Genomic DNA, 23,147 nt, shown 5'->3' on the forward strand with positions numbered 1-23,147 from the left:
CGGGTGCGCCAACCAGCAGTCTCACACCGGGCCACGCGGGGTGCCCGGCGACAGAGGCGGACGGACGACAGCCGCTAGCTCGGCTGAAGCTTCACGAGGACCTCCCCGGACGCCGAGCGGACCTCGTAGCGGGCGGTCTCGTCCGGGTGCTTGGAGGAACTGGCCATCATCGTGTTGGGGTGCGTGTCGTGCCCGGGGCCGTGCCAGCTGGTGGCCGTCTCCTCGGAGCCGTCGCGGCCGACGATGACCAGGTGGCAGGGGCGGGGACCGGCCGCGTCCTTGACCTTCAGCTCGACCTGGCTGCCCGAGGCCTTGTCCTCGACCGTGACCTGCGCCCAGACGCCCGAGCGCGCGTCGGTCGCCGCGACCGTCACGGGCCCCGCCTCCTCGCCGCCGCCCTCGGCCATCATCGCGACGGCGGGTACGGACACCGCGAACACCACCGAGGCGGCCAGGGCGAACAGCAGGCGTCTGCGTCCGGCCCGGCGCTTCGTCGCCACCTCGGCCAACAGCCGGTCCAGCATCCGCGGCCCGGGCTGCGCCATCGGGTTCACGAACCGTGGTGTCGCCCGCCGGTACAGCATCAACTGCCGTGTGGTCACGCCGAATTCCGTCACCTCTGCAGCGCACCGAGGGCACTCCATGAGGTGGTCCTCGAAGCGGAATGCTTCCGCCTCGTCCAGCACGCCGAGCGCGTAGGCGCCGACGTCGCGATGCCTTTCCAGGGACCTCATGCCGAATCCTCGTGCCGTTGGGTGCGGGTGGGGTTACTCCTTGCTCCCACCGGTACGGACCAGGCGGCGGAATCACTCAAGCCGGTGACACAATCGCAACCTACGGATTCGGAGCCCTCCGCCCGGCGGATTGGTCCGAGGACGCAGAAATCTAAAAAAGATGGATCGCGAGGTGTCCCAGCGGCAGTCCGAGCTGCCAGGCGGGCGTCCAGACCTTCGGCCCCTCGTCCTCCCCGACCACCGGAGCACCGCCCGGCACCGCGTTCAGATCGGGCGCGAGCAGCTCCGTCTCCTGCAGCCAGCGCCAGGCCTCGTCCGCCAGGTCCAGGTCCGGCGCGGGCCGCCCCGACTCCGCGGCCACGACGGCCAGCTCGGCCAGCCGCTCGCGCACCCACTCCTGCCACGGCTGGTCGTACGCGGTCAGTGACAGCCAGGTCTCCAGCTGGGTGACGACCCGGATGCCGGACAGCTCCCCGTCGGTGTCCGAGAGGAAGATGGTCAGCGCCAGGGCGTCCCGCCCCGCCCGGAACTCGAAGGACGTCGGCGGCATCAGATCGCCGGTCCGCAGCAGCTCGTCGGCGATGTACTCGGCGTACAACCACGCCATGGGGACGGTCAGTTCACCGTCGGCACCGTCCGTGCTCTCTTCACCTCTGTGCAGCATCCCTTCCTGCCTCCTCCGGTACGTGCGCGTAGCCCGACACCGGGCCCCGGGGGCACTGTCGGCCCTCTCCGGAACACGGATGAGAACAGCCGATTACTCAACCGGGGTGTTCAGCAAGGCGCTTTACGGAGGCTTGACCCGGCCATTGGTTTCAGCGCAGGTCGGCGGCGTATCCGGGAAGCACCCGGCGCAGGGCGCGCAGCGCGTAGTACGCGCGGGACTTCACGGTACCGGGCGGGATCCCGAGGGTCGCCGCGGCTTCCGCCACACTCGCCCCCTGGAAGTACACGAGCACCAGGACTTCACGGTGCTCGGGAGTGAGTGTCTTCACAGCCTGGCGGACGTCGAGCGTCGCCGCGGCCCGCTCGGCGTGGTCGGAGATGACCCGCGCGTTCTCCAGCACCGCGTCGCCGACCTCGGCCGGACGGGCCTGCCGGGCCCGCCGGGCGTCGATCGCGAGCCGCCGCCCGACGGTCATCAGCCAGGGCCGTACGGACTCGAAGTCGTCGGCGCGCAGGGCCTCGGGGTGCTGCCAGGCGCGTACGAGCGTCTCCTGCACCAGGTCCTCCGCGCGCTGCCGGTCCCCGTCGCAGAGCCGGAGCAGGAGCGCGAAGAGGGGCCGGCCGTGCTCCCGCTGCAGTGCGGCGAGCTCGTGCTCGGCGGTCGTCCCGTTCGTGAGAGTGGATCCGGCCGTCATGGCCGTATGCCACAGCAGGGCGCAGCCGGGGGACAGGGCACGTACCCGCCCGTGCGGCGGACGGTCGATCGCGTCGACGAACGGTTCGACGAACGGTCACCGCGCCCGGACCGGTGTGTTCCGGACGGGCTAATGAGCGTGTCGGAGCCGCGTGGGGCGGGATGAGCCTTCTTTCCTGATGGTGCGTAAATACGACCACAACGCCCACAGTGGGGTGAATGGCATGATCGCACGCAGCCGGCAGATGGCCCTGGCCCTGACCGTCGTCCTCGCCGCGGGAGCGGCCTGCCAGGCCCGCGGCCTCCACGAGTCGCGCGGACCCGGACGCCCGGCACCGTCCGCCGCCGCGCCCCGCGGCTTCACGCTGGTCGCCTCCGGCGACGTCCTCCCGCACAGCTCGATCATCGACCGGGCCCGCTTCGACGCCGGCGGCACCGGCTACGACTTCCGGCCGATGCTCGCGGGGATCCGCTCCGTCGTCTCCCGCGCGGATGTGGCCCTGTGCCACATGGAGACCGTCTACGGCGAGAAGGGCGCCTACACCGGCTACCCCACCTTCAAGTCCCCGCCCGAGGTGGCCCAGGCCCTCGCCGCCACCGGCTACGACGGCTGCTCCACCGCCTCCAACCACACCCTGGACGACGGCGCCGGCGGCATCCGGCGCACCCTCGACGCCCTCGACCGCGCGGGCGTACGGCACGCCGGCTCGGCACGCGCCGAGGAGGAGGCGCGCACGGTGACCGTCCTCCAGGCGGGCTCGGCGAAGATCGCCCACCTCGCCTACACCTACGACACCAACGGCATCCCGCTGCCGGCCGGACAGCCCTGGGCCGTGAACCTCATCGACGAGGGCACCGTCCTCGCGGACGCCCGGGCCGCGCGCCGGGCGGGCGCCGACGTGGTCGTCGTCTCCCTGCACTGGGGCACCGAGTGGCAGGACGCGCCCGACGACCAGCAGCTGACCCTGTCCCGGAACCTCACCGCCGCACGCAGCGCCGGACGCCCCGACATCGACCTGATCCTCGGCACCCACGCGCACGTCCCGCAGGCGTACGAGAAGGTCAACGGCACCTGGGTGATCTACGGCATGGGCGACCAGATCGCCGGCGAGATGACCAACCACCAGGGCGCCAAGGACCCGCGCGGCAACCAGTCCACCCTCGGCCGCTTCACCTTCGCTCCGCCCGCCCGGCCGGGCGGCCGCTGGGAGGTGACGAAGGCCGAGTTCGTCCCGCAGCTGTTCGACGTCGACGCAGGCCGGGTCGTGAACCTCAACCGCGCCATCGCCCAGGGCGCCGACGGCCAGGCCGTCCGCGACCGCATCCGGGACATCGTCCTCGGCAGGGGCGCGGCCAAGGACGGACTGGAGATGGGGGAGTAGACCGCGAACACCGCGCCCCCGGCAGGTCCCGCTACGGCACCACCGTCACCGGCCACCGCCCGGCCTTCACCAGCCGCACCGCCACCGAGCCGACGATCCGGTGCCCCGCCTGCTCGGACGCGCCCACGACCACGGCGTCCGCCTTGAGTTCGTCGGCCGCCTGCACCAGGCCGTTGTACGGGTCGCCCGGGAACGTGTGGAACTCCCAGCGGACCTCGAAGATCCCCTTGAGCCGCTCGGCCGCGTCCCGGATCTGCGCGACCAGGTCCTCGGCTATCTCGTCGGTCGTCTCCGCCACCGGCGCCCCGAGCGCCGCCCCCGCAGCCAGCACCGGCTGCACGTACACCACGGCGAGCAGCGCGTGCTGCCGCCGGGCCAGGCCGGAGGCGTAGGCCGCGGCCCGCAGGGAGGAGTCGGAGCCGTCCACTCCGACGAGGATCACCTTCGGCCCGTCCGTGCCCCGCTCGAACTGATGGGCGTGCTGTTCCGTCACGCCGCGAGGCTATCGGAGCCCCCCGCCGCGGCCATCGGCCGGGAGCGCTCGACGGGCGAGAAGAGGCGGGTGTTCCTAGAGTCGAAAGCATGAGTGCCATCGCGGACGCAGGGACGGCCGAGAAGGACACCGGGGGCCCGATACGCCGGCCCCGCGGCCGGGGCCACGGCCTCCTGGGCCGGGTACCCGAGGGCTTCGCGGTCTTCTTCGCAGTCCTCGGCCTGCTCTGCGCCCTGCTGGCGCTCATCCCGCCGCTGCGCACCGGACTGCGCCCGCTCGTCCGCTTCCTGGACCTGCTGCTCGTCCCCGTCAGCGCCAACCTCGCCTACGCGGTCTTCCTGTTCCTGCTCGCCGCCGCGACCGGCGCCCGCAAGAAGATCGCCTGGTGGCTGGTCGTCGTCTACCTGGGCCTGCTGGTCCTGTCCGACATCCTCGGCATGGCCGTCGGCCAGTTCGCCGAGTCCGTCCCGTCCTTCGTGGTGTGCGGCCTCGCCCTCGCCCTGCTGATCGTCGCCCGCGGGGAGTTCTACGCCGCCTCCCGCCGCGCCGCCGTACGCCGCGCCCTCGCCGTCCTGGTGGCCGGTCTCGTCGTGGCGATCCTGGCCGGCTGGGCCCTGGTCGCGGCCTTCCCCGGCACCCTGCCCGGCAACCAGCGACTTGCCTGGGCCGCGAACCGGGTCCTGGGCGGCCTGGTGCCCGCGGGCAGCTTCGACGGCCGCCCGCCGCACGCCCTGTACTTCCTGCTCGGCCTGTTCGGCGCGCTCGCCCTGCTGAACGCCGCCGCCACCCTCTTCCGCTCCCAGCGCCTGGAAGCCGCCCTGCACGACGACGAGGAGGCCCGCATCCGCGCCCTCCTCGGCCGCTACGGCGACCAGGACTCCCTCGGCTACTTCGCCACCCGCCGCGACAAGGCCGTCGTCTTCTCCCCCAGCGGCAAGGCCGCCGTCACCTACCGCGTCGAGGCCGGGGTCTGCCTGGCCAGCGGCGACCCGGTCGGCGACCGGGAGGCCTGGCCGCACGCGATCGCCGTCTGGCAGGACGTGGCACGCCGCTACGCCTGGATTCCGGCCGTGATGGGCGCCTCCGAAGAGGGCGCCAGGGCCTTCGTGCGCGCCGGACTCGGCGCGCTCCAGCTCGGCGACGAGGCGATCCTGCACGTCCTCGACTTCGACCTCGACGGCCGCGACATGCGCGTCACCCGCCAGGCCGTCAACCGGGTCCGCCGCACCGGCGCCGGCTGCCGCGTCCGCCGCCACTCCACCCTGAGCGAGGAGGAGATGCGGCAGATCGTCGAACGGGCCGACGCCTGGCGCGACACCGAGACCGAACGCGGCTTCTCCATGGCCCTGGACCGGCTCGGCGACCCGGCCGACGGCGACTGCCTCCTCGTCGAGGCCCACGACAAGGACGGCCGGCTCCTCGCGATCCAGTCCTTCGTGCCCTGGGGCAAGGACGGCGTCTCCCTCGACCTGATGCGCCGTGACCGCACCGCCCCCAACGGCGTCATGGAGTTCATGGTCGCCGAACTGTGCCACGCCGCACCGAAACTCGGCGTGCGCAAGGTCTCGCTGAACTTCGCCGTGTTCCGCTCCGTGTTCGAGGAGGGCGCCCGCATCGGCGCCGGACCGGTGCTCCGCCTCTGGCGCCGCCTGCTGCTGTTCTTCTCCAAGTGGTGGCAACTGGAGGCCCTGTACCGGTCCAACGCCAAGTACCGCCCCGAGTGGTACCCCCGTTTCCTCTGCTACGCCGAGGCCGCCTCCCTCGCCAAGGTCGGTCTCGCCTCCGGCATCGCCGAGGGCTTCGTCTCCGTACCGTCCATGCGCAAGTTGTGGGGAAGAGGGCACCCGAAGGGCGGACAGCGGCCCGTCACCACCGAGGGGCTGCCGTCGTTGGCGGCGCTCGGCCTCGCCGGAGGGGACGGGACCGGGCCCGCCGACCCCCTCTCTGGCCTGTCCGACCAGGTCCGGGTCCGGCACCGCAAGCTCGACCGGCTGCGCGCCGCCGGCACCGACCCCTACCCCGTGGGCATCCCGGCCCGCACCCACACCCTCGCCGAGGTCGCCAAGGGCGAACAGGTCACCGTCGCCGGCCGGGTCATGCTGGTCCGCGACTTCGGCGGCATCGTCTTCGTCGTCCTGCGCGACTGGTCGGGCGACCACCAGCTCGCCCTCACCCGCGACCGCTCCGGCGACGCCCTCGACCGGTTCACCGCCGACACCGACATCGGCGACCACATCACCGCCACCGGCCGGGCGGGCGTCAGCGACCGGGGCGAGCCGACCGTGTTCGTCACCGAGTGGCAGCTCACCGGCAAGTGCCTGCGCCCCCTGCCCGACAAGCGCCGGGGTCTCGCCGACCCCGAGGCCAAGGTCCGCCGCCGCTATCTCGACCTGGTCGCCAGCCCCGACGCCCGCGAGGTGATCCGCGCCCGCTCCACCGCCGTCCAGGCCCTGCGTCAGGGCCTCCTGGAACGCGGCTACCTCGAGGTCGAGACGCCGATGCTCCAGCAGATCCACGGCGGCGCCAACGCCCGCCCCTTCACCACCCACATCAACGCCTACGACCTCGACCTGTATCTGCGCATCGCCCCCGAGCTGTACCTCAAGCGGCTGTGCGTCGGCGGCCTGGAGAAGGTCTTCGAACTGGGCCGCACCTTCCGCAACGAGGGCGTCTCCTACAAGCACAACCCCGAGTTCACGATGCTGGAGGCCTACCAGGCCTTCGCCGACTACGACGTGATGCTCGACCTCGTCCGCGAACTCGTCCAGGGCGCCGCGACCGCCGCCTTCGGCGCCCCCGTGGCCCACAAGGACGGCAAGGAGTACGACATCTCCGGGCAGTGGCCCGTCAAGACCGTCCACGGCGCCATCAGCGAGGCCCTCGGAGAGGACATCCACCCCGGTACCGACCTGCCCGAGCTGCTCCGGCTGTGCGACCGCGTGGGCGTGCCGTACACCGCCGACGACGGCCCCGGCGACGTCGTCCTGGAGATGTACGAGCGGCTCGTCGAGGAACGGACCCAGCTGCCCACCTTCTACAAGGACTTCCCGACCGACGTCTCCCCGCTCACCCGGCAGCACCGCACCGACCCGCGCCTCGCCGAACGCTGGGACCTCGTCGCCTTCGGCACCGAACTGGGCACCGCCTACTCGGAGCTGACCGACCCCGTCGAGCAGCGCCGCCGTCTCACCGCCCAGTCCCTGCTCGCCGCGGGCGGCGATCCCGAGGCGATGGAACTCGACGAGGACTTCCTCGACGCCCTCGAATACGCCATGCCGCCCACCGGCGGCCTCGGCATCGGTGTCGACCGGCTGGTCATGTTCCTCACCGGCCTGACGATCCGGGAGACCCTGCCGTTCCCCCTGGTGCGCCGCCGCTGACCCGTCTGCGTGAGCCGTCCGGGTGAAACCGCGCCGCCGCACCGGTGTTGCTCAGGTGCGCCGGTCTCCCGCCGGGCGACTCATGAGTCATGAAGAAGGATCAGTTGCTCACCCGTCGCCGGGTGTTGCTCGCCGGCATCGGCGCCGCGGGCGCCGCCGCCACGGCCGGTGTGGTCGCGGGGATCACCGGGGGCGACCCCGCCGGGACCGTCCCGGCCGCCGGGCCCCAGGCCCGCCGCCCGCTCAGCTCCTCCGCGTACCGGCTCCAGCCCCTCACCGGATACGGCCCGCCGCACGCCGCGCCCCGCCGGACCCTGGTCCGCCGCGCACCGCTGCTGCGCTTCTCCGGACGCGGCCGCCACATGGTGCTGACCTTCGACGACGGCCCCGACCCCCGCTACACCCCGGCGGTCCTCGACATCCTCGCCAAGTACGACGTGCGCGCGATGTTCTTCGTGTGCGGCGGGATGGCCGCCGACAACAGGGAACTGCTGGCCCGGATGGCCGAAGAGGGCCATGCCGTCGGGAACCACACCTGGTCCCACCCGCTGCTCACCCGCCTCACCCGCGGGGAGATCCGCGCCGAGATGGAACGCACCTGCGACGTCATCGAGGATGCCTACGGGGAGCGCCCCGAGTGGTTCCGGGCCCCCTACGGCGCCTGGAACCGCACCACGTTCCGGCTCGGCGCCGAACTCGGCATGGAACCCCTCGCCTGGACGGTCGACACCCTCGACTGGACCACCCCCGGCACCCGGTCCATCATCCGCCGGGTGGAGAACGGCGCCGCCCCCGGCGTCGTGGTGCTCTCCCACGACGCCGGGGGCGACCGCTCGCAGAGCGTCCGGGCCCTGCGACGCTATCTGCCCGAACTGCTGGACGCCGGCTACCAGATCTCCGTCCCCCGGCGGCATTACGAGTGAAAGGCACCGTCAGGCTTTCGCCCGCCCGGCCGGGAAAGCTCAGCGCACCTCGACCGCGCGGGCGAAGGCCACGACATTGCCCGCGTAGCCGTTCTGCTGGGAGAAACCGCCGCCGCAGGTGATGACCCGCAGTTCCGCCGCGCCCTTGGACGCGTACACACGGTCGCCCGGGAAGTTGTTCTTCTCGAACACCTCGATGCCGTAGATCTCGAACACGACGGTCTTTCCGTCCTGCCGGGCGACCTCGACACGGTTTCCCTTCTTCAGGGCGCCGAGCGCGTAGAACACGGCAGGGCCCAACTGGTTGTCGACATGGCCGACGACGACCGCCGTGCCCTTCTCCCCGGGGGTGACCGCCCCGGTGAACCAGCCCGCCAGGTTCGGGTCCTCCGGCGGGGGCGCGCCGACCCAGCCGTCCGCGTCCAGGCCCACGGGAATGATCGGTGTGTCGACCTGGATCGCCGGGATCCTGACCCGGTCCGGGAGGGAGTAGGGCAGGGGCTGCACGGTCCCGGCGAAGGCGGCGCCGGGCACCCTGCTGTCCGTCGAGGCCGCCGTGGCCGGTTGCGGCGGACCCTCGTCGAACTCACCCGAACCGTTCCGGATGAGGGCGAGGCCGGTCAGCAGAACCAGCGCTATCACACCCCAAGGGGCGCGCTTCTTCGGCCGCGCCTCCTCTTCCGCCAGGGCCAGCTCGGACGCAGACATTCGCCATCCCCTCTCGACGCGGCCGTCGCCGTGTCTTTCGCGCATACCAGAACGCTAAGTGCCGTGCACGAAACCGGCGACGGGGCGGGGGCGAACGGGTGGCCCCGGCCCGCAAGGGATGGCCCGGCCCTTTCAGGTGCGCCATCCGAGTTGCCGCCCCGAGGAAATTTCTGACGGTCCGTGACCTGCGGTGATATCCGATTGCGTGGATTTCCCGCGCTATCCGCTCTCACCAGGACGGACCATTCCCGAAATGCGACTCCGGGCAAGGCAACTGACTGTCTTTCTGGGAGGCGCTTTCTCGCCGATCGACCGGGGACGGGTCCCGGGGCGTCTTCCGCGGAGGTTCACATGCGTAACACTCGTGCCCTGGCGGTCGCCGGCGCGGCGGTCGCAGCCCTCGGGCTCTCCGCCCCCGCGGCCGTCGCGTGGGACAGACCGAGCAACATCGTCGCCCTGCCCAGCGTGATCGCCCGCGGCGGTCAGCTGACCATCACGGTCGACGGCTGCCGCAACGGCGGCATCGCGACCTCCAGCGCGTTCTCGCCGACCAGGCTCTCGCCCATCCGCGGCGCCAACGAGACGGCGAGGGGCACCGCCACGATCAACAGCAACGCCCGCCCGGGTCCGTACGACATCACGGTCAGGTGCGACAGCCGGACCCTGACCAAGCCGCAGGCCTTCACCGTCATCGGCGGTGTCCGCGGCGGCATCGGCGGCAGCAGCACCACCGGTGCGACACCGACCGACCTGGCCATCGGCGGCGGCCTCGTGACGGCGGCGGCCGTCGGCGGCGGCGTGTTCTGGATGCGCCGCCGGGCCGAGCGGCGCGTCTGACCTCTTCGCCCCGGATCCGTTGAGGGCCCGGGGCGAAGCCAGGACCCGCGGGCGGCATCCGCGCCGGGCCGGTCAGCCGGTCTCCTCGTCGGTGCGGCGGCGTGCGAGGTGGTACGTCGTCCCCAGCGCGCCGGCGATCAGCGCGGCGCCGAGGCCGATCTCCTTGAGGTCGAAGCCCGCGAGGGTGCCGCCCTCTCCCGCGTGCGCGCCCTTCGACGGGTGGCGGTGGTGCTCCCCCGGGTGGTGCGGGGAGTGGTGCGTCGGCTGGTGCGTGGGGTGATGGGTCGGACGGCCGCCGGCGATGGTCAGGCGCGCGGTGCCGCTCGACTCGTCACAGATGAACTCCACGTCGTACACGGCGCCGGGCTTGGCGTCCCAGTCGACCACGGCCCGCGCCGACGACTCCCTGGGCGGGATGGCCACCAGGTCGAAGACCGGCGAGGAGACCACCGCCTCTCCCCGGCACGCCGCGTTGCGGACCACCCGCAGCGTGACCCTTTCGCCCGCCGCGACGGTGGAGGGCTCGACAGCGAAGCCGAAATCGGTCCGTACCGCCGCGTAGGCGGTCGGCATGCAGGAGGCGAGGGCGCCGGCGCCCAGCAGTACGGCCGAAGCGACGCGTATCGCGCGCATGGTGACCTCCGGGTCCCCGAGGAGCAGCCGCGGACCTGTTCCGCTCACGTCAGACATGCACCTCGATGCCCGAAACGCTAGGAAGGGGTGCGCCGTGGCGCGATCGCAGTAGCGCGAATGGGGCATGCGTGTGGGCCGCCCGGGGGAACCGCGCTACGGCGGCCGGGGGACGGCCACGGCGTGTCGCGCGCCCCCGGCCCGGATCCGTGGTGCGGGCGCCGTCAGTCCCCGGCGCCCGGGAAGAGGTTGAGGAACGGGTCCGCCGACGCGGTCACGCCTCTGCTGTACGGCGAGTCGAAGTCCCAGATCAGGAACAGCAGGAAGGCGATCAGCGCCGAGAACAGCCCGGCGAGGACCATTTCACGTGTCGTTCTGCGGATCTGCAGGGCGAAGATCATCCCGATGGTGACGACGGCTCCCGCGATCAGCCCGAACCACACCACGCCCGGCATGGTCTCCCCGGTCGACTCCGCCCGGGCGATCCGGGCCTGGTTGGCCGCGGTCACCTGGTCGAGGAGCGGCTGATAGGCCTGGGCCTGGAAGTCCGTCTTCGGCTCGTAGTCGGTGACGTCCTGGCGGACGCGCTCGAAGAGCCGGTGGCCGCGCTCGGTGACCCGGCCCTCGTCGGCCATGGTGTCCCACTCGGTGGTGACGACGTGTCCCACATAGGCCTCGATGTCGCCCCGGATCCGGTCGCGTACGTCGGGCGGGTAGACCCGGACCCGCTCCGAGATCTCGTGCAGCGCCGTGGCCTCGGCCTGGACGTGGTCCTGGGCCGCGCTGCGCCCCTCCCAGACACCGGCGATCGCAAGGCCCAGGACGATGGCGTACACCACGCCGATCCACATCGTCATGTACTCGATGACGTCCGGGGTCTCACTGGGGTCCTCGTCGTCGGACGCCGTGCGGTGGCGTACGAGGGTGATGATGACCACCACGGCGCAGGCGGCCAGCATCGCGAGGGTGAGAACAAGCCATTCCGGCAAGAGGTACCTCCAGGGCTTCAGGGATCAGCGCGCGCGCAGCGCGGCGACGGCGACCACCGCGGGAACCGTGACGAGCAGGACGAAGGTGAGCGGCGACATCGCGTTGCCCGTCCGCCGTGGCCGGGGCGGCGCGGCGCGATACCGCGGGTAGTGCACGGGGGAAGCGGACGGACGCGGCGTCGGTGTGGCCGACGGTTCTGGTGCGGGAGCCGGTGCCGGTGCCGGGGAAGAGGGCGGCAGTGGCACGGGCCTGCGGGTCGGCTCGGGCGCCGGCCTCGGCGGCGGTGACGTCGGGTCCGGGGACGGAGTTCGACTCGGACTCGGACTCGGACTCGGCGTCGGACTCGGGGTCGGCGTCGGACTCGGAGTCGGTGTCGGGTCCGGCGACGGACTCGGAGTCGGCTTCGGCGGCGTGGGCGTCGGGGTCGGAGTGGGCGTGGGCGTCGGTGTGGGGGTCGGGCACGGCGGCTTGGTCGGCCAGGTCTTGCTCCCGGCGTACGCCACCGCCTTCGTGCCGTCCGGCCCTGTCGAGGCGTACGCGCAGGCGGTGGCCACCGCCTCTGAACCCGGTGCGCCGACGAGCGCCCAGGTCAGCGCCGCCACCGCCAAGGCCCGTACGGCGACGGCGGGTTGAATCGAGAGGGGTCCATACACGACGAAGATCATGAGCCTTGTTCCGCCGGGACGTGCCGGAGCGCAAGGGGATTGCCCCGAAAGAGGGATATCCGGGTGCCGTCGGTTTGACCGGCGCTCGCCCGCGGTGTGCTCGACACGCGTGTCTGTGCGACGAAGGCCGCCGCCCGTCACGGGTCGCGGGCGGCGCTCCTCACAGGTTCCGGAAAGAAATTTGGCCGGCCGTTGAACACAATCGCTGCTCCCGTGCGTATTCATGGCCGTGCGGCGGCGCAGCAGGGCGCTGCAACACCCTTGCGATTATGGGGAGTTGACGATGAAGACCTCCTGGCGGAGCGCCTCACTCGTGGCGAGCGCCGCGGCGGTCCTGGCGCTGACGACGGCGTGCGGTCAGGACAGCCCTCCGGCGGCCAGTCAGAACGTGGGTGCCACGGCGGCGCCCGGGGACTACGGAAGCATCGGCGCCGGCTCCGGGACCGCCGGTGCGGGCGGCACCGCGAGCAGCCCGGCCGCCGTGCCGAGCGCTTCCAGCCCGTCCAACCCCGCGGGCAAGCTGTCCGTCTCCACCGCCGACGAGATCGGCAAGGTGGTGACCGACAGCCTCGGACTCACCCTGTACCGGTTCGACCAGGACACCGAGCAGCCGCCCAAGTCGAACTGCGACGGCGACTGCGCCAAGACCTGGCCGCCGGTCCCCGCGGACGACGCCGAGGCCGGCGAGGGCATCGACAAGGCGCTGCTCGGCTCGGTCACCCGGGCCGACGGCACCAAGCAGCTGACCGTCGGCGGCTGGCCGGCCTACCGCTACGCCAAGGACGTCAACGCCGGTGACGTCAAGGGCCAGGGTGTGGGCGGCAAGTGGTACGCGCTGGCCCCCGACGGCAAGAAGGCGCAGGAGGGCGGTGCGGGCGGTGCGGGCGCCGCAGGCGGCGGCGAAGGCGTGGTGGAGGCCGGCCTGTCCACCCGTGAGGACCCCAAGCTCGGCGAGATCGTCGTCGACAAGAACGGCATGACCGTCTACCGGTTCAAGAAGGACAAGGCCTGGCCCAAGCCGGTCTCCAACTGCACCGGCGAGTGCCTGAAGAAGTGGCCGCTCGTGGAGCCCGTCGACTTCGCCGACACCAAGGGCATCCAGGAGAAGGGCTACATGATCTTCGACCGGACCGACGGCAAGGGCAAGCAGCAGACGATCAACTGCTCGCCGATCTACACCTTCGCCGGCGACAAGGCCGCGGGCGACACCAACGGCCAGGGTGTCGGCGGCACCTGGTTCGCCGTGCGCCCCGACGGAAAGCTGGTCGGCGCGTCGGAATAGCAGAGAAACCTCCCCAGGGTTGACCCTCGCGTCACCCGACGGAGCCGACCCGGTCCGCCCCTCCGTGACTCACGGAGGGGCGGACCGTTTTGCCGTGCTTCACCTGAACTCATCGAATTCGCAGCACTCTTCCCCTTCCGGACCGGAACTCTCCGGAATGCCTCGAACACTGTTCGTCATATGTTCGAAGGGCATGCGGGCGGGTATCAATTCGGCACGTGCCGCAGGCAGTGACCGGGAACGGATGGTCAATTTCCGTTTCGGGTCGCTCCATTGGCGGGCGATCAGTAGCCTCTGCTCGAACACCGGATCGCCTACGCCTTGGAGAGATAGATGGAGCGTCCCGCCTGGGCCCCACGGAGCATCGACATCTCGGTGCCCAGCGTTTCCCGGATGTACGACTTCTATCTGGGCGGATCGCACAACTTCGAGGTCGACCGGGAAGCGGCCCGCAGGGCCATGGAGTTCCTGCCGGGACTGCCCAAGATCATGCAGGCGAACCGCGCGTTCATGCGCCGCGCCGTGCGCTACGCGGCCGACCAGGGCATCACCCAGTTCCTGGACATCGGCTCCGGAATCCCCACCTTCGGCAATGTGCACGAGGTGGCCCAGGCCGCCCGCCCCGGCGCGCGCGTGGTGTACGTCGACCACGACCCGGTGGCCGTGGCACACAGCCAGGCGGTCCTGGAGGGCAACGACGGCGCGGGAGTCGTCGCCGCGGATCTCCGCAAGCCCCAGGACATCCTGAGCAGCCCCGAGGTGGAGCGGCTGATCGACCTGAATCAGCCAGTGGCCCTGCTCCTCGTTGCCATACTTCACTTCGTGGAAGACGAGGACGACCCGTACGGAGCGGTGACCGAGCTGCGGGAGGCGCTCGCGCCCGGCAGCCTGCTCGTGCTCACCCACGCCTCCTACGAGGGGATCCCGCTGCCGCCGGAGCGGGCCGGGGGCGCGGTGGACGTGTACGAGGAGATCCGCAACCCGCTGATCATGCGCTCGCGCGAGGAGATCGCGCGGTTCTTCGAGGGGTACGACATGGTGGAACCCGGACTGGTGGCGATGCCACGCTGGCGGCCCGACACCACACCGGAGGACGAGGATCCGTACGCGTTCTCCGGCTTCGCGGGCGTGGGGCGTACGGCGTGATCGCGGAACCGGACGGGCCGGAGGACAGACTGCGCAGATTCGCGACGATCTGGAGCCGGGCGGTCTTCCCGGTGACCTCGACGTCGTCGACCCGCCAGGAGTTCGAGGAGCAACTGCTGCCGCTGGCCCGCCGGCTGAGCGAGGCGCTGCGGGCCCGGGCCTTCGACTCCGACGAGGGCAAGGCCGTGGGCGCCGCCCTCGTGGACGCGCACTGCACCGACCCCGAGGCGCTCAGCCACACGCTGGACTGCGTGGACGCCTACCTGGTCCTGTACTGCGGCGGCGACGGCGACCAGGAGGACCTGCGGGCGCGCTGCGCCCGACTGCAGCACGCGATGTCCGCCGGCTTCGCCCGGGCGCTGCGCGAGCGGACGCTGGCCGAGCAGGAGGCCATCGCCGAGGCCGCCCTCCAGGCGCAGGGCGTGGTGGCGCAGGCCCTGCACGCGAGCGAGGCCCGGTTCCGGGCGGTCTTCGAGGGCGCGGCCATAGGCATTGGCATGGCCGACCTGGAGGGCAACATCCTGCAGGTCAACGGCGCGCTGCTGCGTATGTTCGGGATCTCCGAGCACGCCTTGCGCAGCCGCAACGTCAGAGAGTGGACCCACCCCGACGACGCGCCCCAGACCTGGCGGCTCTACGACGAACTCGTACGCGGCGAGCGCGAGCACTACCACCTGGAGAAGGCGTTCTACCGCCCCGACGGAACGGTCCTGTGGACCAATCTGACGGTCTCCCTGCTGCGCGACGCCGACGGCGAACCGCAGTACCAGCTCGCCCTCATGGAGGACACCACCGAGCGGCGGCTGCTCAACCTGAGGCTGCGCTACGAGGCCACGCACGACGCGCTGACCGGACTGCCGAACCGCACCTTCTTCTTCGAGCGCCTGGAGAAGGCACTGGGCGCCGGGGAAGGCCAGCGGTTCGGGCTCTGCTACCTCGACCTCGACGGCTTCAAGACCATCAACGACAGCCTCGGCCACGCGGCCGGCGACCGGCTGCTGGTGGAGATCGCCGACCGGCTGCAGTCCTGCGCCACCGCGCCCGGCGAGATGGTCGCGCGGCTCGGCGGCGACGAGTTCGTGGCACTGACCACCGGCGCCGACACCGAGCACGAGGTCGACGAACTCGCCGACCGCATCATGAACGCGCTGCTCGCGCCGGTCAGCGTCGACGGCCGGGAGCTGACCGTGCGCGGCAGCATCGGCATCGTCGAGGGCCCGGCCGGGGAGCGCAGCCCGGCGGAGGTGCTGCGCAGCGCCGACATCACCATGTACCGGGCCAAGTCGGCGGGCGGCAACCGCTACGAACTCGCCGACCCCGAGGCCGACGCCCGCGCCATCACCCGGCACGGACTGACCACCGCCCTGCCGACCGCGCTGGAGCGGGGCGAGTTCTTCATCGAGTACCAGCCGCTGGTCCACCTCGGCGACGGCAGCGTCCGGGGAGCCGAGGCCCTGGTGCGCTGGCTGCACCCGCAGCACGGCGTGCTCGGCCCGGACCGCTTCATCCCGCTCGCCGAGCACACCGGGCTGATCGTGCCGCTGGGCCGCTGGGTCCTGGAACAGTCCGTACGGCAGGCCCGCGAGTGGCGGGAACTGCAGGGCGGCGCTGAGGCCGTGGGCCCGCTGCGGATCAACGTCAACCTCTCGCCCTGCCAGCTGACCCACCCCGGTCTGGTCCAGGACACCGTCGACATCCTGGAACGCACCGGCATCGAACCGGACGCGCTCTGCCTGGAGGTCACCGAGTCCGCGCTGATCGGGGCGGACGACGATCTGCTGAAGCCGTTGCGCCGGCTGGCGGAGATGGGCGTCGACATCGCCCTGGACGACTTCGGCACGGGCTACTCCAACCTCGCCAACCTGCGCCGACTGCCGGTCAGCATCCTGAAGCTGGACCGCTCCTTCACCCAGAGCATGCAGCAGTTCCCGGCCGACCCCGTCGACCTCAAGATCGTCGAGGGAATCGTCTCCCTGGCCCACAGCCTGGACCTCGCGGTCACGGTCGAGGGCGTGGAAACAGGCGCCCAGGCCGAGCAACTCCGCATGATGGGCTGCGACACGGCCCAGGGCTGGTACTACGCCCGCCCGGGCCCCCCGGAGCGCCTGCACCAACTGGCCCTGGTGGACGCAACGGGCTAGGGAGCAGCGCCCCAGGGGCGCGGGAACTGCCCGTTTTGGGGGCGCGGGGAACTGCGCGAACAACCACGACGCTCCCGCACACCCCCACGGCGCTCACCCCGAAAGGCACTCCGGGCCAGACCGCCTCACCGCTCAAGCAGCATCCGCTGCAACTCCCGAGCGGCCCGAGGCGGAGCCACATCACTACGGTGAGCCAGCGCAATCGTGCGATACAGCCCGGGCCGGGCCAGCGGAGTGACCCGCAGCCCGCGCCCGGCCCTGGCCGCCACCATCCGCGGCACCACGGCAACCCCCAGCCCGGCCCGCACAAACCCCAGCACGGCGTCCATCTCCCCGCCCTCCACGGCGAAGTCGGGCTCGAACCCCTCGGCCCGGCACGCCGCCACGGTCAGCTCCCGCAGGTCGTACCCGTGCCGGAACATCACCAGGCGCTCACCCTCCAGGTCCGCGACGTGCACGGTCCGCTTGCCCTGCCCGGGCCTCGGTGCATCAGGGGACGAGACGACCACAAGATCCTCCCGCAGCAGCTCCACCGTGGTCAGCGCCGGCGACGGCGTCGGCAGAGGCAGCACGACCAGCGCCAGATCCAGGGCGCCACGCGCCAGCTCCCGCACCAGATCATGAGAGCCGCTCTCCTCGATCAGCAGCCGGATCCCCGGGTAGCGATCATGGAAGGCGCGCAGCACATCCGGCAGCAGACCCGTGCACACACTCGGCGTCGCCCCCAGCCGCACCCGCCCCCGCCGCAGCTGCGCCAGCTCCTGCACCTCGTGCCGGGCCGTGTCCGCGTCGGCCAGGATCCGCCGGGCCAGGGGCAGCAGCGCCTCTCCGGCGTCCGTGAGTGTGATGTTGCCGCGGGCGCGCCGGAACAGATCCGCTCCCAGCTCCCGTTCCAGCGCCTTGATCTGCTGCGACAACGACGGCTGCGCGACATGGACCAGATCGGCGGCCCGGGTGAAGTGCCGGGTCTCGGCGACGGCCACGAAGTACTGGAGCTGCTGGAACTGCATACCCGTACGATAGCCCCGGCCTATGGAATCAAGCCGGACCATGTCTTGGACCGATCGGCCGCGCGTCCGTAGCGTGCTGGACATGGCTCTGGCAACGCGGACGGACAAACGGCCGTCCATGGCACGCACCGTGTGGGACTCCACCCTCGGCAAGAAGACCGTGATGGCGGTCAGCGGGCTGATCATGCTGCTGTACCTGGTCGCCCACATGATCGGGAATCTGAAGATCTACTTCGGCGCGGGCGAGTTCAACGCCTACGGCCACTGGCTGCGCACCGTCGGTGAGCCGTTCATGCACTACGAGTGGACACTCTGGCTGATCCGTGTCGTGCTCCTCGTCGCCGTCGTCGCCCACGCCACCTCGGCGTACCAGCTCAGCCGCCGCGACATCAAGGCGCGCCCGAGCAAGTACGTGCACAAGAAGCCGCGGGCCTCCTACGCCACGCGCACCATGCGCTGGGGCGGCATCATCCTCGGGCTGTTCATCGTCTGGCACGTCCTGGACCTGACGACCGGCACCGTGCACCCCGGCGGCTTCCAGGAGGGCCGTCCGTACCAGAACGTCGTGGACACGTTCTCCACCTGGTACGGCAACGTCGTCTACATCGTCGCGATGCTCGCGCTCGGCCTGCACATCCGGCACGGCTTCTGGAGCGCCGCCCAGACCCTCGGCGCCGGCAGCCGCAGCCGCGACCGTGCCCTGAAGACCGTCGCCAACGTACTCGCGCTGCTGCTCACGGCCGGATTCATCGCCGTACCCGTGGGCGTCATGACCGGAGTGGTGAGCTGAAGATGACTTCCTACGCCGACTACGCGACCGGTGAGCCGGTCGTCGACACCAAGGCCCCGTCCGGTCCGATCCACGAGCGCTGGGACAAGCGCCGGTTCGAAGCCAGACTCGTCAACCCCGCCAACCGGCGCAAACACACCGTCATCGTCGTCGGCACCGGCCTCGCCGGCGGCTCCGCCGGGGCCACCCTCGCCGAACAGGGCTACCACGTCGTCCAGTTCTGCTACCAGGACTCCCCGCGCCGCGCCCACTCCATCGCCGCGCAGGGCGGCATCAACGCCGCGAAGAACTACCGCAACGACGGCGACTCCATCCACCGGCTGTTCTACGACACCGTCAAGGGCGGCGACTTCCGGGCGCGCGAGTCCAACGTCCACCGGCTCGCGCAGATCTCCGTCGAGATCATCGACCAGTGCGTGGCCCAGGGCGTGCCCTTCGCCCGCGAGTACGGCGGGCTGCTCGACACCCGGTCCTTCGGCGGGGTACAGGTCTCCCGCACGTTCTACGCCCGCGGCCAGACGGGCCAGCAGCTCCTCCTCGGCGCCTACCAGGCCCTCAGCCGGCAGATCGCGGCGGGCAACATCGAGATGCGTCCGCGGACCGAGATGCTCGACCTGATCGTGGTCGACGGGCGGGCGCGCGGGATCGTGGCCCGCGACCTGATCACGGGCAGGATCGACACGTACTTCGCCGATGCCGTCGTGCTGGCCTCCGGCGGCTACGGCAACGTCTTCTACCTGTCGACGAACGCCATGAACTCCAACGCCACCGCCGTCTGGCGGGCCCACCGGCGCGGCGCCCTCTTCGCCAACCCCTGCTTCACCCAGATCCACCCCACCTGCATCCCGCGCACCGGCGACCACCAGTCCAAGCTGACGCTGATGAGCGAGTCGCTGCGCAACGACGGGCGTATCTGGGTGCCGAGGGCGAAGGGCGACCAGCGGCCACCGGCCGAGATCCCCGAGGACGAGCGCGACTACTACCTGGAGCGCATCTATCCGTCCTTCGGCAACCTCGTGCCGCGTGACATCGCCTCCCGTGCCGCGAAGAACGTCTGCGACGAGGGCAGGGGCGTCGGGCCCGGCGGCCAGGGCGTCTACCTGGACTTCGCCGACGCGATCGCCCGGATGGGCCGCAAGGCCGTCGAGGCCAGGTACGGCAACCTCTTCGACATGTACCAGCGGATCACCGACGAGGATCCGTACCGGGTGCCGATGCGGATCTACCCCGCCGTGCACTACACGATGGGCGGCCTGTGGGTGGACTACGACCTCCAGACCACCGTCCCCGGACTGTTCGCGATCGGCGAGGCCAACTTCTCCGACCACGGGGCCAACCGGCTCGGCGCCTCCGCGCTGATGCAGGGCCTGGCCGACGGCTACTTCGTCCTCCCGGCGACCATCAACGACTACCTGGCCCGCAACCCGCACCACGACGCGGTGACCGACGAACACCCTGACGTCCAGGAGGTGCTCGCCGAGACCCAGGACCGGCTCCACCTGCTGCTGTCCGTCGACGGCGACCGCACCCCCGACTCCTTCCACCGCGAGGTCGGCGAACTCATGTGGGAGTTCTGCGGCATGGCCCGCACCGATGCCGGACTGCGCAAGGCACTGGAGCGCATCCCGCAGATCCGCGAGGAGTTCTGGCGGCGCGTCAAGGTGCCCGGCACCGGCGAGGAGTTCAACCAGTCGCTGGAGAAGGCCAACCGCGTCGTCGACTACCTGGAGCTGGCCGAGCTGATGTGCCTCGACGCGCTGCACCGCGCCGAGTCCTGCGGCGGCCACTTCCGCGAGGAGTCCCAGACGCCCGACGGCGAGGCCGCCCGCAAGGACGAGGAGTTCGGGTACGCGGCCGCCTGGGAGTTCACCGGCACCGGCGAGGCTCCGGCCCTGCACAGGGAAGACCTGGCCTTCGAGTACGTCCACCCCACTCAGCGGAGCTACGCATGAAGCTCACCCTGCGCGTCTGGCGGCAGCGGAACGCCGACGCCGACGGCACGATGTCCACGTACGAGGTGGACGACATCTCGCCCGACATGTCCTTCCTCGAGATGCTCGACACGCTCAACGAGGAGCTCATCCTGCGGGGTGAGGACCCCGTGGCCTTCGACCACGACTGCCGCGAGGGCATCTGCGGTGCCTGTTCGCTCGTGATCAACGGGGACGCGCACGGGCCGGAACGCACCACGACCTGCCAGTTGCACATGCGGTCCTTCGAGGACGGCGACACGATCGACATCGAGCCGTGGCGGGCGTCCGCCTTCCCGGTCATCAAGGACCTGGTCGTGGACCGGTCCGCCTTCGACCGGATCATCCAGGCCGGCGGCTACATCACCGCGCCGACGGGTGCGGCCCCGGAGGCGCATGCCACGCCGGTGCCGAAGCCGGACGCCGACCTCGCGTTCGAGCACGCGGAGTGCATCGGCTGCGGGGCGTGTGTGGCGGCCTGTCCCAACGGGGCGGCGATGCTGTTCACGTCCGCCAAGGTCAACCATCTGAATGTGCTGCCGCAGGGGGCGCCCGAGCGGGAGACGCGGGTGCTGGACATGGTGGAGCAGATGGACGAGGAGGGCTTCGGCGGCTGCACCCTCACCGGGGAGTGCGCCACCGCCTGTCCCAAGGGAATTCCCCTCATGTCCATCACCAGCATGAACAAGGAGTGGCTGCGGGCCACTCGGAGGGTGGGCAAGCGGTAGATTCCGGGTGCGGGCTTCTGTGGCCGGGCGCGCAGTTCCCCGCGCCCCTGAGGGGCACGCACTTCTGGCATTCAATCTCCTGGCATCCGCGATCCTGGCAGTGGTTACTCGGTGGTCAGGCGGCATGGGCACAACAGTGGGCGGCGGCACCGCTCGCCGCCTCCGGCCCGTGACCAGGAGAGAGCCATGACCGGCGTACTGACCGTCGACCGCCCCGCGCAGCCCACGGCCCCCACCCGCTACACCGTCTCCCTCGCCCGGAACGAAGAGGACGTGCGTGCCGCGCAGCGGCTTCGGCACGACGTCTTCGCGGGGGAGCTGGGCGCCCTGCTGAACGGCCCGCAGCCGGGCCTCGACGTCGACTCGTTCGACGCGTACTGCGACCACCTGCTCGTCCGTGAGGAGACGACCGGCCAGGTCGTCGGCACCTACCGGCTGCTGCCGCCGGAGCGCGCGGCGGTCGCCGGGCGGCTGTACTCCGAGAGCGAGTTCGATCTGACGTCCCTCGGCGGGATCCGGCCTGAACTCGTCGAGGTCGGCCGCTCCTGCGTGCACCCCGACCACCGCGACGGCGCGGTCATCAGCCTCATCTGGGCCGGCATCGCCCGCTACATGGTCGACCGCGGCCACGAGTGGCTCGCCGGCTGCTGCTCCATCCCGCTGGCCGACGGCGGCGCCCTCGCCTCCGCCACCTGGGACCGGGTGAGCGACAAGCACCTGTCGCCGCTGGAGTACCGCGTCCAGCCGCTGCTGCCGTGGGTCCCGGGTCCCGCGCCCGCCGCCCGCGTCGAACTGCCCGCCCTGCTCCGCGGCTACCTGCGCCTCGGCGCCTGGGTGTGCGGCGAACCGGCCCACGACCCGGACTTCGGCGTCGCCGACCTGTACGTGCTGCTGCCGATGAGCCGGGTCAACTCGCGCTACCTGCGGCACTTCCTCTCCCTCGTGCCGGCGTGATGAGCGCCTGGCTGCCCCTCGCGCCCTGTACGCCCCGGACCTGTGTCGAGCCGGTGGCGAGGGCCGTGCCGTGGGCCGTGCTGCGGCTCACCGCGGTTGTCCTGCTCGTCCTCGCCGGGATCGCGCTGACGCCGTTCGGCGCACGGCTGCCGGCGTCCCTGGTCCGGCGGTGGTGCCGGTGGATCGTGCGGGCCGCAGGGGTCCAGGTCCGCATCACCGGCGCCGCCGCCCCCACCGGCCCCCTGCTGCTGGTCGCCAACCACATCTCCTGGCTGGACATCCCGCTGCTCGCCGCCGTACGCCCCGCCCGGATGCTGGCCAAGACCGAGGTGCGGCGGTGGCCCGTCGCCGGGCCCCTGGTCGCGCGCGGCGGCGTCCTGTTCATCGACAGGGACCGGCTGCGGGCCCTGCCGGGCACCGTCGCCCGGATCGCCGAGGTGCTGCGCGACGGCCGGGCCGTCGGGGTCTTCCCCGAGGGCAGCACCTGGTGCGGCCGCTCCCAGGGGGTCTTCCGCCGAGCCGTCTTCCAGGCCGCCCTGGACGCGGGGGCCGCCGTCCAGCCGGTGCACCTGCGGTACCGGGTCGCCGGCGGGCCCACGAGCACCGCGCCCGCCTTCGTCGGTGACGACACGCTGCCGGCCTCGGTCTGGCGTGTGGTGTCGGCACGCGGACTGGTGGCCGACGTGGACGTCCAGGACGTCATACCCCCGGGCGCCCACCCCGACCGGCGCTCGCTCGCCCGCGCCGCCCAGCCGACCGGGCCCGCCGAGCCGCCCTGGACCCACGCCGCGCTGGTGACCCGGCCGTACGGCGCCACGAAAAACCCCGCGACGGCCCCCGCGCCCGCTGTTACCGTCGGATCCATGGAGGTCATCAAGCGCACCGAAGCCGCAGCCGCGCGAGCGACCAGCTCACCGGCTGCCGACGCCTGACCTCGTCATACCTTCCCGGCGGCCGGAAACGGACCGCCAGGACCCCCGTACTTCCGTACCCTCCGGCCCCCCTCGCGCGGTTCGCTCCGGTC

Annotated in this window: 22 protein-coding genes; 13 read left to right on the top strand and 9 right to left on the bottom strand. The window is 71.6% G+C overall.

Annotated features, from left to right (window positions below; genetic code table 11):
• Positions 1–74: 74 nt before the first annotated feature.
• The 3 genes from ACZ6I3_RS06840 to ACZ6I3_RS06850 all read right to left on the bottom strand — a co-directional run bounded on the left by ACZ6I3_RS06840 (position 75) and on the right by ACZ6I3_RS06850 (position 2,095).
• On the bottom strand, positions 75–734 hold the full coding sequence (locus tag ACZ6I3_RS06840) for a zf-HC2 domain-containing protein (RefSeq protein ID WP_469412347.1): 660 nt from the start codon (positions 732–734) through the stop codon (positions 75–77).
• A 151-nt stretch (positions 735–885) separates the two neighbouring features.
• Positions 886–1,398, bottom strand: coding sequence for a hypothetical protein (locus tag ACZ6I3_RS06845; protein WP_469412348.1), 513 nt, complete (start codon positions 1,396–1,398; stop codon positions 886–888).
• A 151-nt stretch (positions 1,399–1,549) separates the two neighbouring features.
• Positions 1,550–2,095: a sigma-70 family RNA polymerase sigma factor gene (locus tag ACZ6I3_RS06850; protein WP_391107334.1), complete on the bottom strand. Its 546-nt coding sequence runs from the start codon at positions 2,093–2,095 to the stop codon at positions 1,550–1,552.
• Positions 2,096–2,318: 223 nt separating this feature from the next.
• On the opposite strand from ACZ6I3_RS06850, the gene ACZ6I3_RS06855 reads away from it, so the two are divergent.
• Positions 2,319–3,476, top strand: coding sequence for a CapA family protein (locus ACZ6I3_RS06855; protein WP_469412349.1), 1,158 nt, complete (start codon positions 2,319–2,321; stop codon positions 3,474–3,476).
• Positions 3,477–3,507: 31 nt separating this feature from the next.
• Here ACZ6I3_RS06855 and ACZ6I3_RS06860 read toward each other — a convergent pair whose 3' ends face one another.
• Entirely contained in the window at positions 3,508–3,969 is a 462-nt protein-coding gene (locus ACZ6I3_RS06860) for a universal stress protein (protein WP_189722485.1), read from the bottom strand.
• An 89-nt stretch (positions 3,970–4,058) separates the two neighbouring features.
• On the opposite strand from ACZ6I3_RS06860, the gene lysX reads away from it, so the two are divergent.
• Together lysX and ACZ6I3_RS06870 are read left to right on the top strand one after the other, a co-directional pair.
• Complete coding sequence (gene lysX, locus ACZ6I3_RS06865; RefSeq protein ID WP_469412352.1) at positions 4,059–7,349, top strand: bifunctional lysylphosphatidylglycerol synthetase/lysine--tRNA ligase LysX; 3,291 nt, start codon at positions 4,059–4,061, stop codon at positions 7,347–7,349.
• A gap of 89 nt (positions 7,350–7,438) precedes the next feature.
• Positions 7,439–8,272 carry a polysaccharide deacetylase family protein gene (locus tag ACZ6I3_RS06870; RefSeq protein ID WP_469412354.1) on the top strand — a complete coding sequence of 278 codons (834 nt, stop codon included), beginning with the start codon at positions 7,439–7,441 and terminating at the stop codon, positions 8,270–8,272.
• Positions 8,273–8,311: 39 nt separating this feature from the next.
• On the opposite strand, the gene ACZ6I3_RS06875 is transcribed toward ACZ6I3_RS06870, so the two are convergent.
• Entirely contained in the window at positions 8,312–8,980 is a 669-nt protein-coding gene (locus ACZ6I3_RS06875; protein WP_469412356.1) for a class F sortase, read from the bottom strand.
• A gap of 351 nt (positions 8,981–9,331) precedes the next feature.
• Here ACZ6I3_RS06875 and ACZ6I3_RS06880 point away from each other — a divergent pair, with 351 nt between their 5' ends.
• Positions 9,332–9,817: a hypothetical protein gene (locus ACZ6I3_RS06880; protein WP_469412358.1), complete on the top strand. Its 486-nt coding sequence runs from the start codon at positions 9,332–9,334 to the stop codon at positions 9,815–9,817.
• Positions 9,818–9,889: 72 nt separating this feature from the next.
• On the opposite strand, the gene ACZ6I3_RS06885 is transcribed toward ACZ6I3_RS06880, so the two are convergent.
• The 3 genes from ACZ6I3_RS06885 to ACZ6I3_RS06895 form a co-directional block, all read right to left on the bottom strand.
• Positions 9,890–10,450 (bottom strand): hypothetical protein, encoded by a 561-nt coding sequence (locus tag ACZ6I3_RS06885; protein ID WP_468186150.1) that lies wholly within the window; start codon positions 10,448–10,450, stop codon positions 9,890–9,892.
• A gap of 221 nt (positions 10,451–10,671) precedes the next feature.
• Entirely contained in the window at positions 10,672–11,436 is a 765-nt protein-coding gene (locus ACZ6I3_RS06890) for a bestrophin-like domain (protein WP_469412360.1), read from the bottom strand.
• Positions 11,437–11,460: 24 nt separating this feature from the next.
• Entirely contained in the window at positions 11,461–11,592 is a 132-nt protein-coding gene (locus tag ACZ6I3_RS06895) for a hypothetical protein (RefSeq protein ID WP_267913587.1), read from the bottom strand.
• A 28-nt stretch (positions 11,593–11,620) separates the two neighbouring features.
• On the opposite strand from ACZ6I3_RS06895, the gene ACZ6I3_RS06900 reads away from it, so the two are divergent.
• The 4 genes from ACZ6I3_RS06900 (at position 11,621) to ACZ6I3_RS06915 (ending at position 16,671) form a co-directional block, all read left to right on the top strand.
• Positions 11,621–12,070, top strand: a complete 450-nt coding sequence (locus ACZ6I3_RS06900) for a hypothetical protein (RefSeq protein ID WP_469412362.1) — start codon at positions 11,621–11,623, stop codon at positions 12,068–12,070.
• A 315-nt stretch (positions 12,071–12,385) separates the two neighbouring features.
• Positions 12,386–13,384: an SCO0930 family lipoprotein gene (locus ACZ6I3_RS06905; protein ID WP_469412364.1), complete on the top strand. Its 999-nt coding sequence runs from the start codon at positions 12,386–12,388 to the stop codon at positions 13,382–13,384.
• A 333-nt stretch (positions 13,385–13,717) separates the two neighbouring features.
• Entirely contained in the window at positions 13,718–14,530 is an 813-nt protein-coding gene (locus tag ACZ6I3_RS06910) for an SAM-dependent methyltransferase (protein WP_469412366.1), read from the top strand.
• Entirely contained in the window at positions 14,527–16,671 is a 2,145-nt protein-coding gene (locus ACZ6I3_RS06915) for a putative bifunctional diguanylate cyclase/phosphodiesterase (RefSeq protein ID WP_469412368.1), read from the top strand. The genes ACZ6I3_RS06910 and ACZ6I3_RS06915 overlap by 4 nt, the downstream gene beginning before the upstream one ends.
• A 125-nt stretch (positions 16,672–16,796) precedes the next feature.
• On the opposite strand, the gene ACZ6I3_RS06920 is transcribed toward ACZ6I3_RS06915, so the two are convergent.
• The gene (locus ACZ6I3_RS06920; RefSeq protein WP_469412370.1) at positions 16,797–17,681 is read right to left on the bottom strand and encodes a LysR family transcriptional regulator; all 885 of its coding nucleotides are present in this window, start codon (positions 17,679–17,681) and stop codon (positions 16,797–16,799) included.
• 118 nt (positions 17,682–17,799) lie between these two features.
• On the opposite strand from ACZ6I3_RS06920, the gene ACZ6I3_RS06925 reads away from it, so the two are divergent.
• The 5 genes from ACZ6I3_RS06925 (at position 17,800) to ACZ6I3_RS06945 (ending at position 23,055) form a co-directional block, all read left to right on the top strand.
• The gene (locus ACZ6I3_RS06925; RefSeq protein WP_469412497.1) at positions 17,800–18,471 is read left to right on the top strand and encodes a succinate dehydrogenase; all 672 of its coding nucleotides are present in this window, start codon (positions 17,800–17,802) and stop codon (positions 18,469–18,471) included.
• Positions 18,472–18,473: 2 nt separating this feature from the next.
• Complete coding sequence (locus ACZ6I3_RS06930) at positions 18,474–20,423, top strand: fumarate reductase/succinate dehydrogenase flavoprotein subunit (protein ID WP_469412372.1); 1,950 nt, start codon at positions 18,474–18,476, stop codon at positions 20,421–20,423.
• A complete protein-coding gene (locus ACZ6I3_RS06935; protein ID WP_469412374.1) occupies positions 20,420–21,169 on the top strand; it encodes a succinate dehydrogenase/fumarate reductase iron-sulfur subunit in 750 nt (249 codons plus the stop codon). The genes ACZ6I3_RS06930 and ACZ6I3_RS06935 overlap by 4 nt, the downstream gene beginning before the upstream one ends.
• Before the next feature lie 186 nt (positions 21,170–21,355).
• Positions 21,356–22,123 carry a GNAT family N-acetyltransferase gene (locus tag ACZ6I3_RS06940; protein ID WP_469412376.1) on the top strand — a complete coding sequence of 256 codons (768 nt, stop codon included), beginning with the start codon at positions 21,356–21,358 and terminating at the stop codon, positions 22,121–22,123.
• The gene (locus ACZ6I3_RS06945; protein WP_469412500.1) at positions 22,123–23,055 is read left to right on the top strand and encodes a lysophospholipid acyltransferase family protein; all 933 of its coding nucleotides are present in this window, start codon (positions 22,123–22,125) and stop codon (positions 23,053–23,055) included. Before ACZ6I3_RS06940 ends, ACZ6I3_RS06945 begins: the two co-directional genes overlap by 1 nt.
• Positions 23,056–23,147: the final 92 nt, after the last annotated feature.

Source organism: Streptomyces sp. NPDC041940 (genome assembly GCF_055589465.1).

Bases quoted from the DNA above. Each gene is read 5' to 3' on its own strand.
- ACZ6I3_RS06870 (WP_469412354.1), top strand. From the start codon at position 7,439: ATGAAGAAGGATCAGTTGCTCACCCGTCGCCGGGTGTTGCTCGCCGGC.
- ACZ6I3_RS06875 (WP_469412356.1), bottom strand. From the start codon at position 8,980: ATGTCTGCGTCCGAGCTGGCCCTGGCGGAAGAGGAGGCGCGGCCGAAG.
- ACZ6I3_RS06910 (WP_469412366.1), top strand. From the start codon at position 13,718: ATGGAGCGTCCCGCCTGGGCCCCACGGAGCATCGACATCTCGGTGCCC.
- ACZ6I3_RS06855 (WP_469412349.1), top strand. From the start codon at position 2,319: ATGATCGCACGCAGCCGGCAGATGGCCCTGGCCCTGACCGTCGTCCTC.
- ACZ6I3_RS06930 (WP_469412372.1), top strand. From the start codon at position 18,474: ATGACTTCCTACGCCGACTACGCGACCGGTGAGCCGGTCGTCGACACC.
- ACZ6I3_RS06850 (WP_391107334.1), bottom strand. From the start codon at position 2,095: ATGACGGCCGGATCCACTCTCACGAACGGGACGACCGCCGAGCACGAG.
- ACZ6I3_RS06905 (WP_469412364.1), top strand. From the start codon at position 12,386: ATGAAGACCTCCTGGCGGAGCGCCTCACTCGTGGCGAGCGCCGCGGCG.
- ACZ6I3_RS06845 (WP_469412348.1), bottom strand. From the start codon at position 1,398: ATGCTGCACAGAGGTGAAGAGAGCACGGACGGTGCCGACGGTGAACTG.
- ACZ6I3_RS06880 (WP_469412358.1), top strand. From the start codon at position 9,332: ATGCGTAACACTCGTGCCCTGGCGGTCGCCGGCGCGGCGGTCGCAGCC.
- ACZ6I3_RS06920 (WP_469412370.1), bottom strand. From the start codon at position 17,681: ATGCAGTTCCAGCAGCTCCAGTACTTCGTGGCCGTCGCCGAGACCCGG.
- lysX (WP_469412352.1), top strand. From the start codon at position 4,059: ATGAGTGCCATCGCGGACGCAGGGACGGCCGAGAAGGACACCGGGGGC.
- ACZ6I3_RS06940 (WP_469412376.1), top strand. From the start codon at position 21,356: ATGACCGGCGTACTGACCGTCGACCGCCCCGCGCAGCCCACGGCCCCC.
- ACZ6I3_RS06885 (WP_468186150.1), bottom strand. From the start codon at position 10,450: ATGCGCGCGATACGCGTCGCTTCGGCCGTACTGCTGGGCGCCGGCGCC.
- ACZ6I3_RS06925 (WP_469412497.1), top strand. From the start codon at position 17,800: ATGGCACGCACCGTGTGGGACTCCACCCTCGGCAAGAAGACCGTGATG.
- ACZ6I3_RS06935 (WP_469412374.1), top strand. From the start codon at position 20,420: ATGAAGCTCACCCTGCGCGTCTGGCGGCAGCGGAACGCCGACGCCGAC.
- ACZ6I3_RS06840 (WP_469412347.1), bottom strand. From the start codon at position 734: ATGAGGTCCCTGGAAAGGCATCGCGACGTCGGCGCCTACGCGCTCGGC.
- ACZ6I3_RS06945 (WP_469412500.1), top strand. From the start codon at position 22,123: ATGAGCGCCTGGCTGCCCCTCGCGCCCTGTACGCCCCGGACCTGTGTC.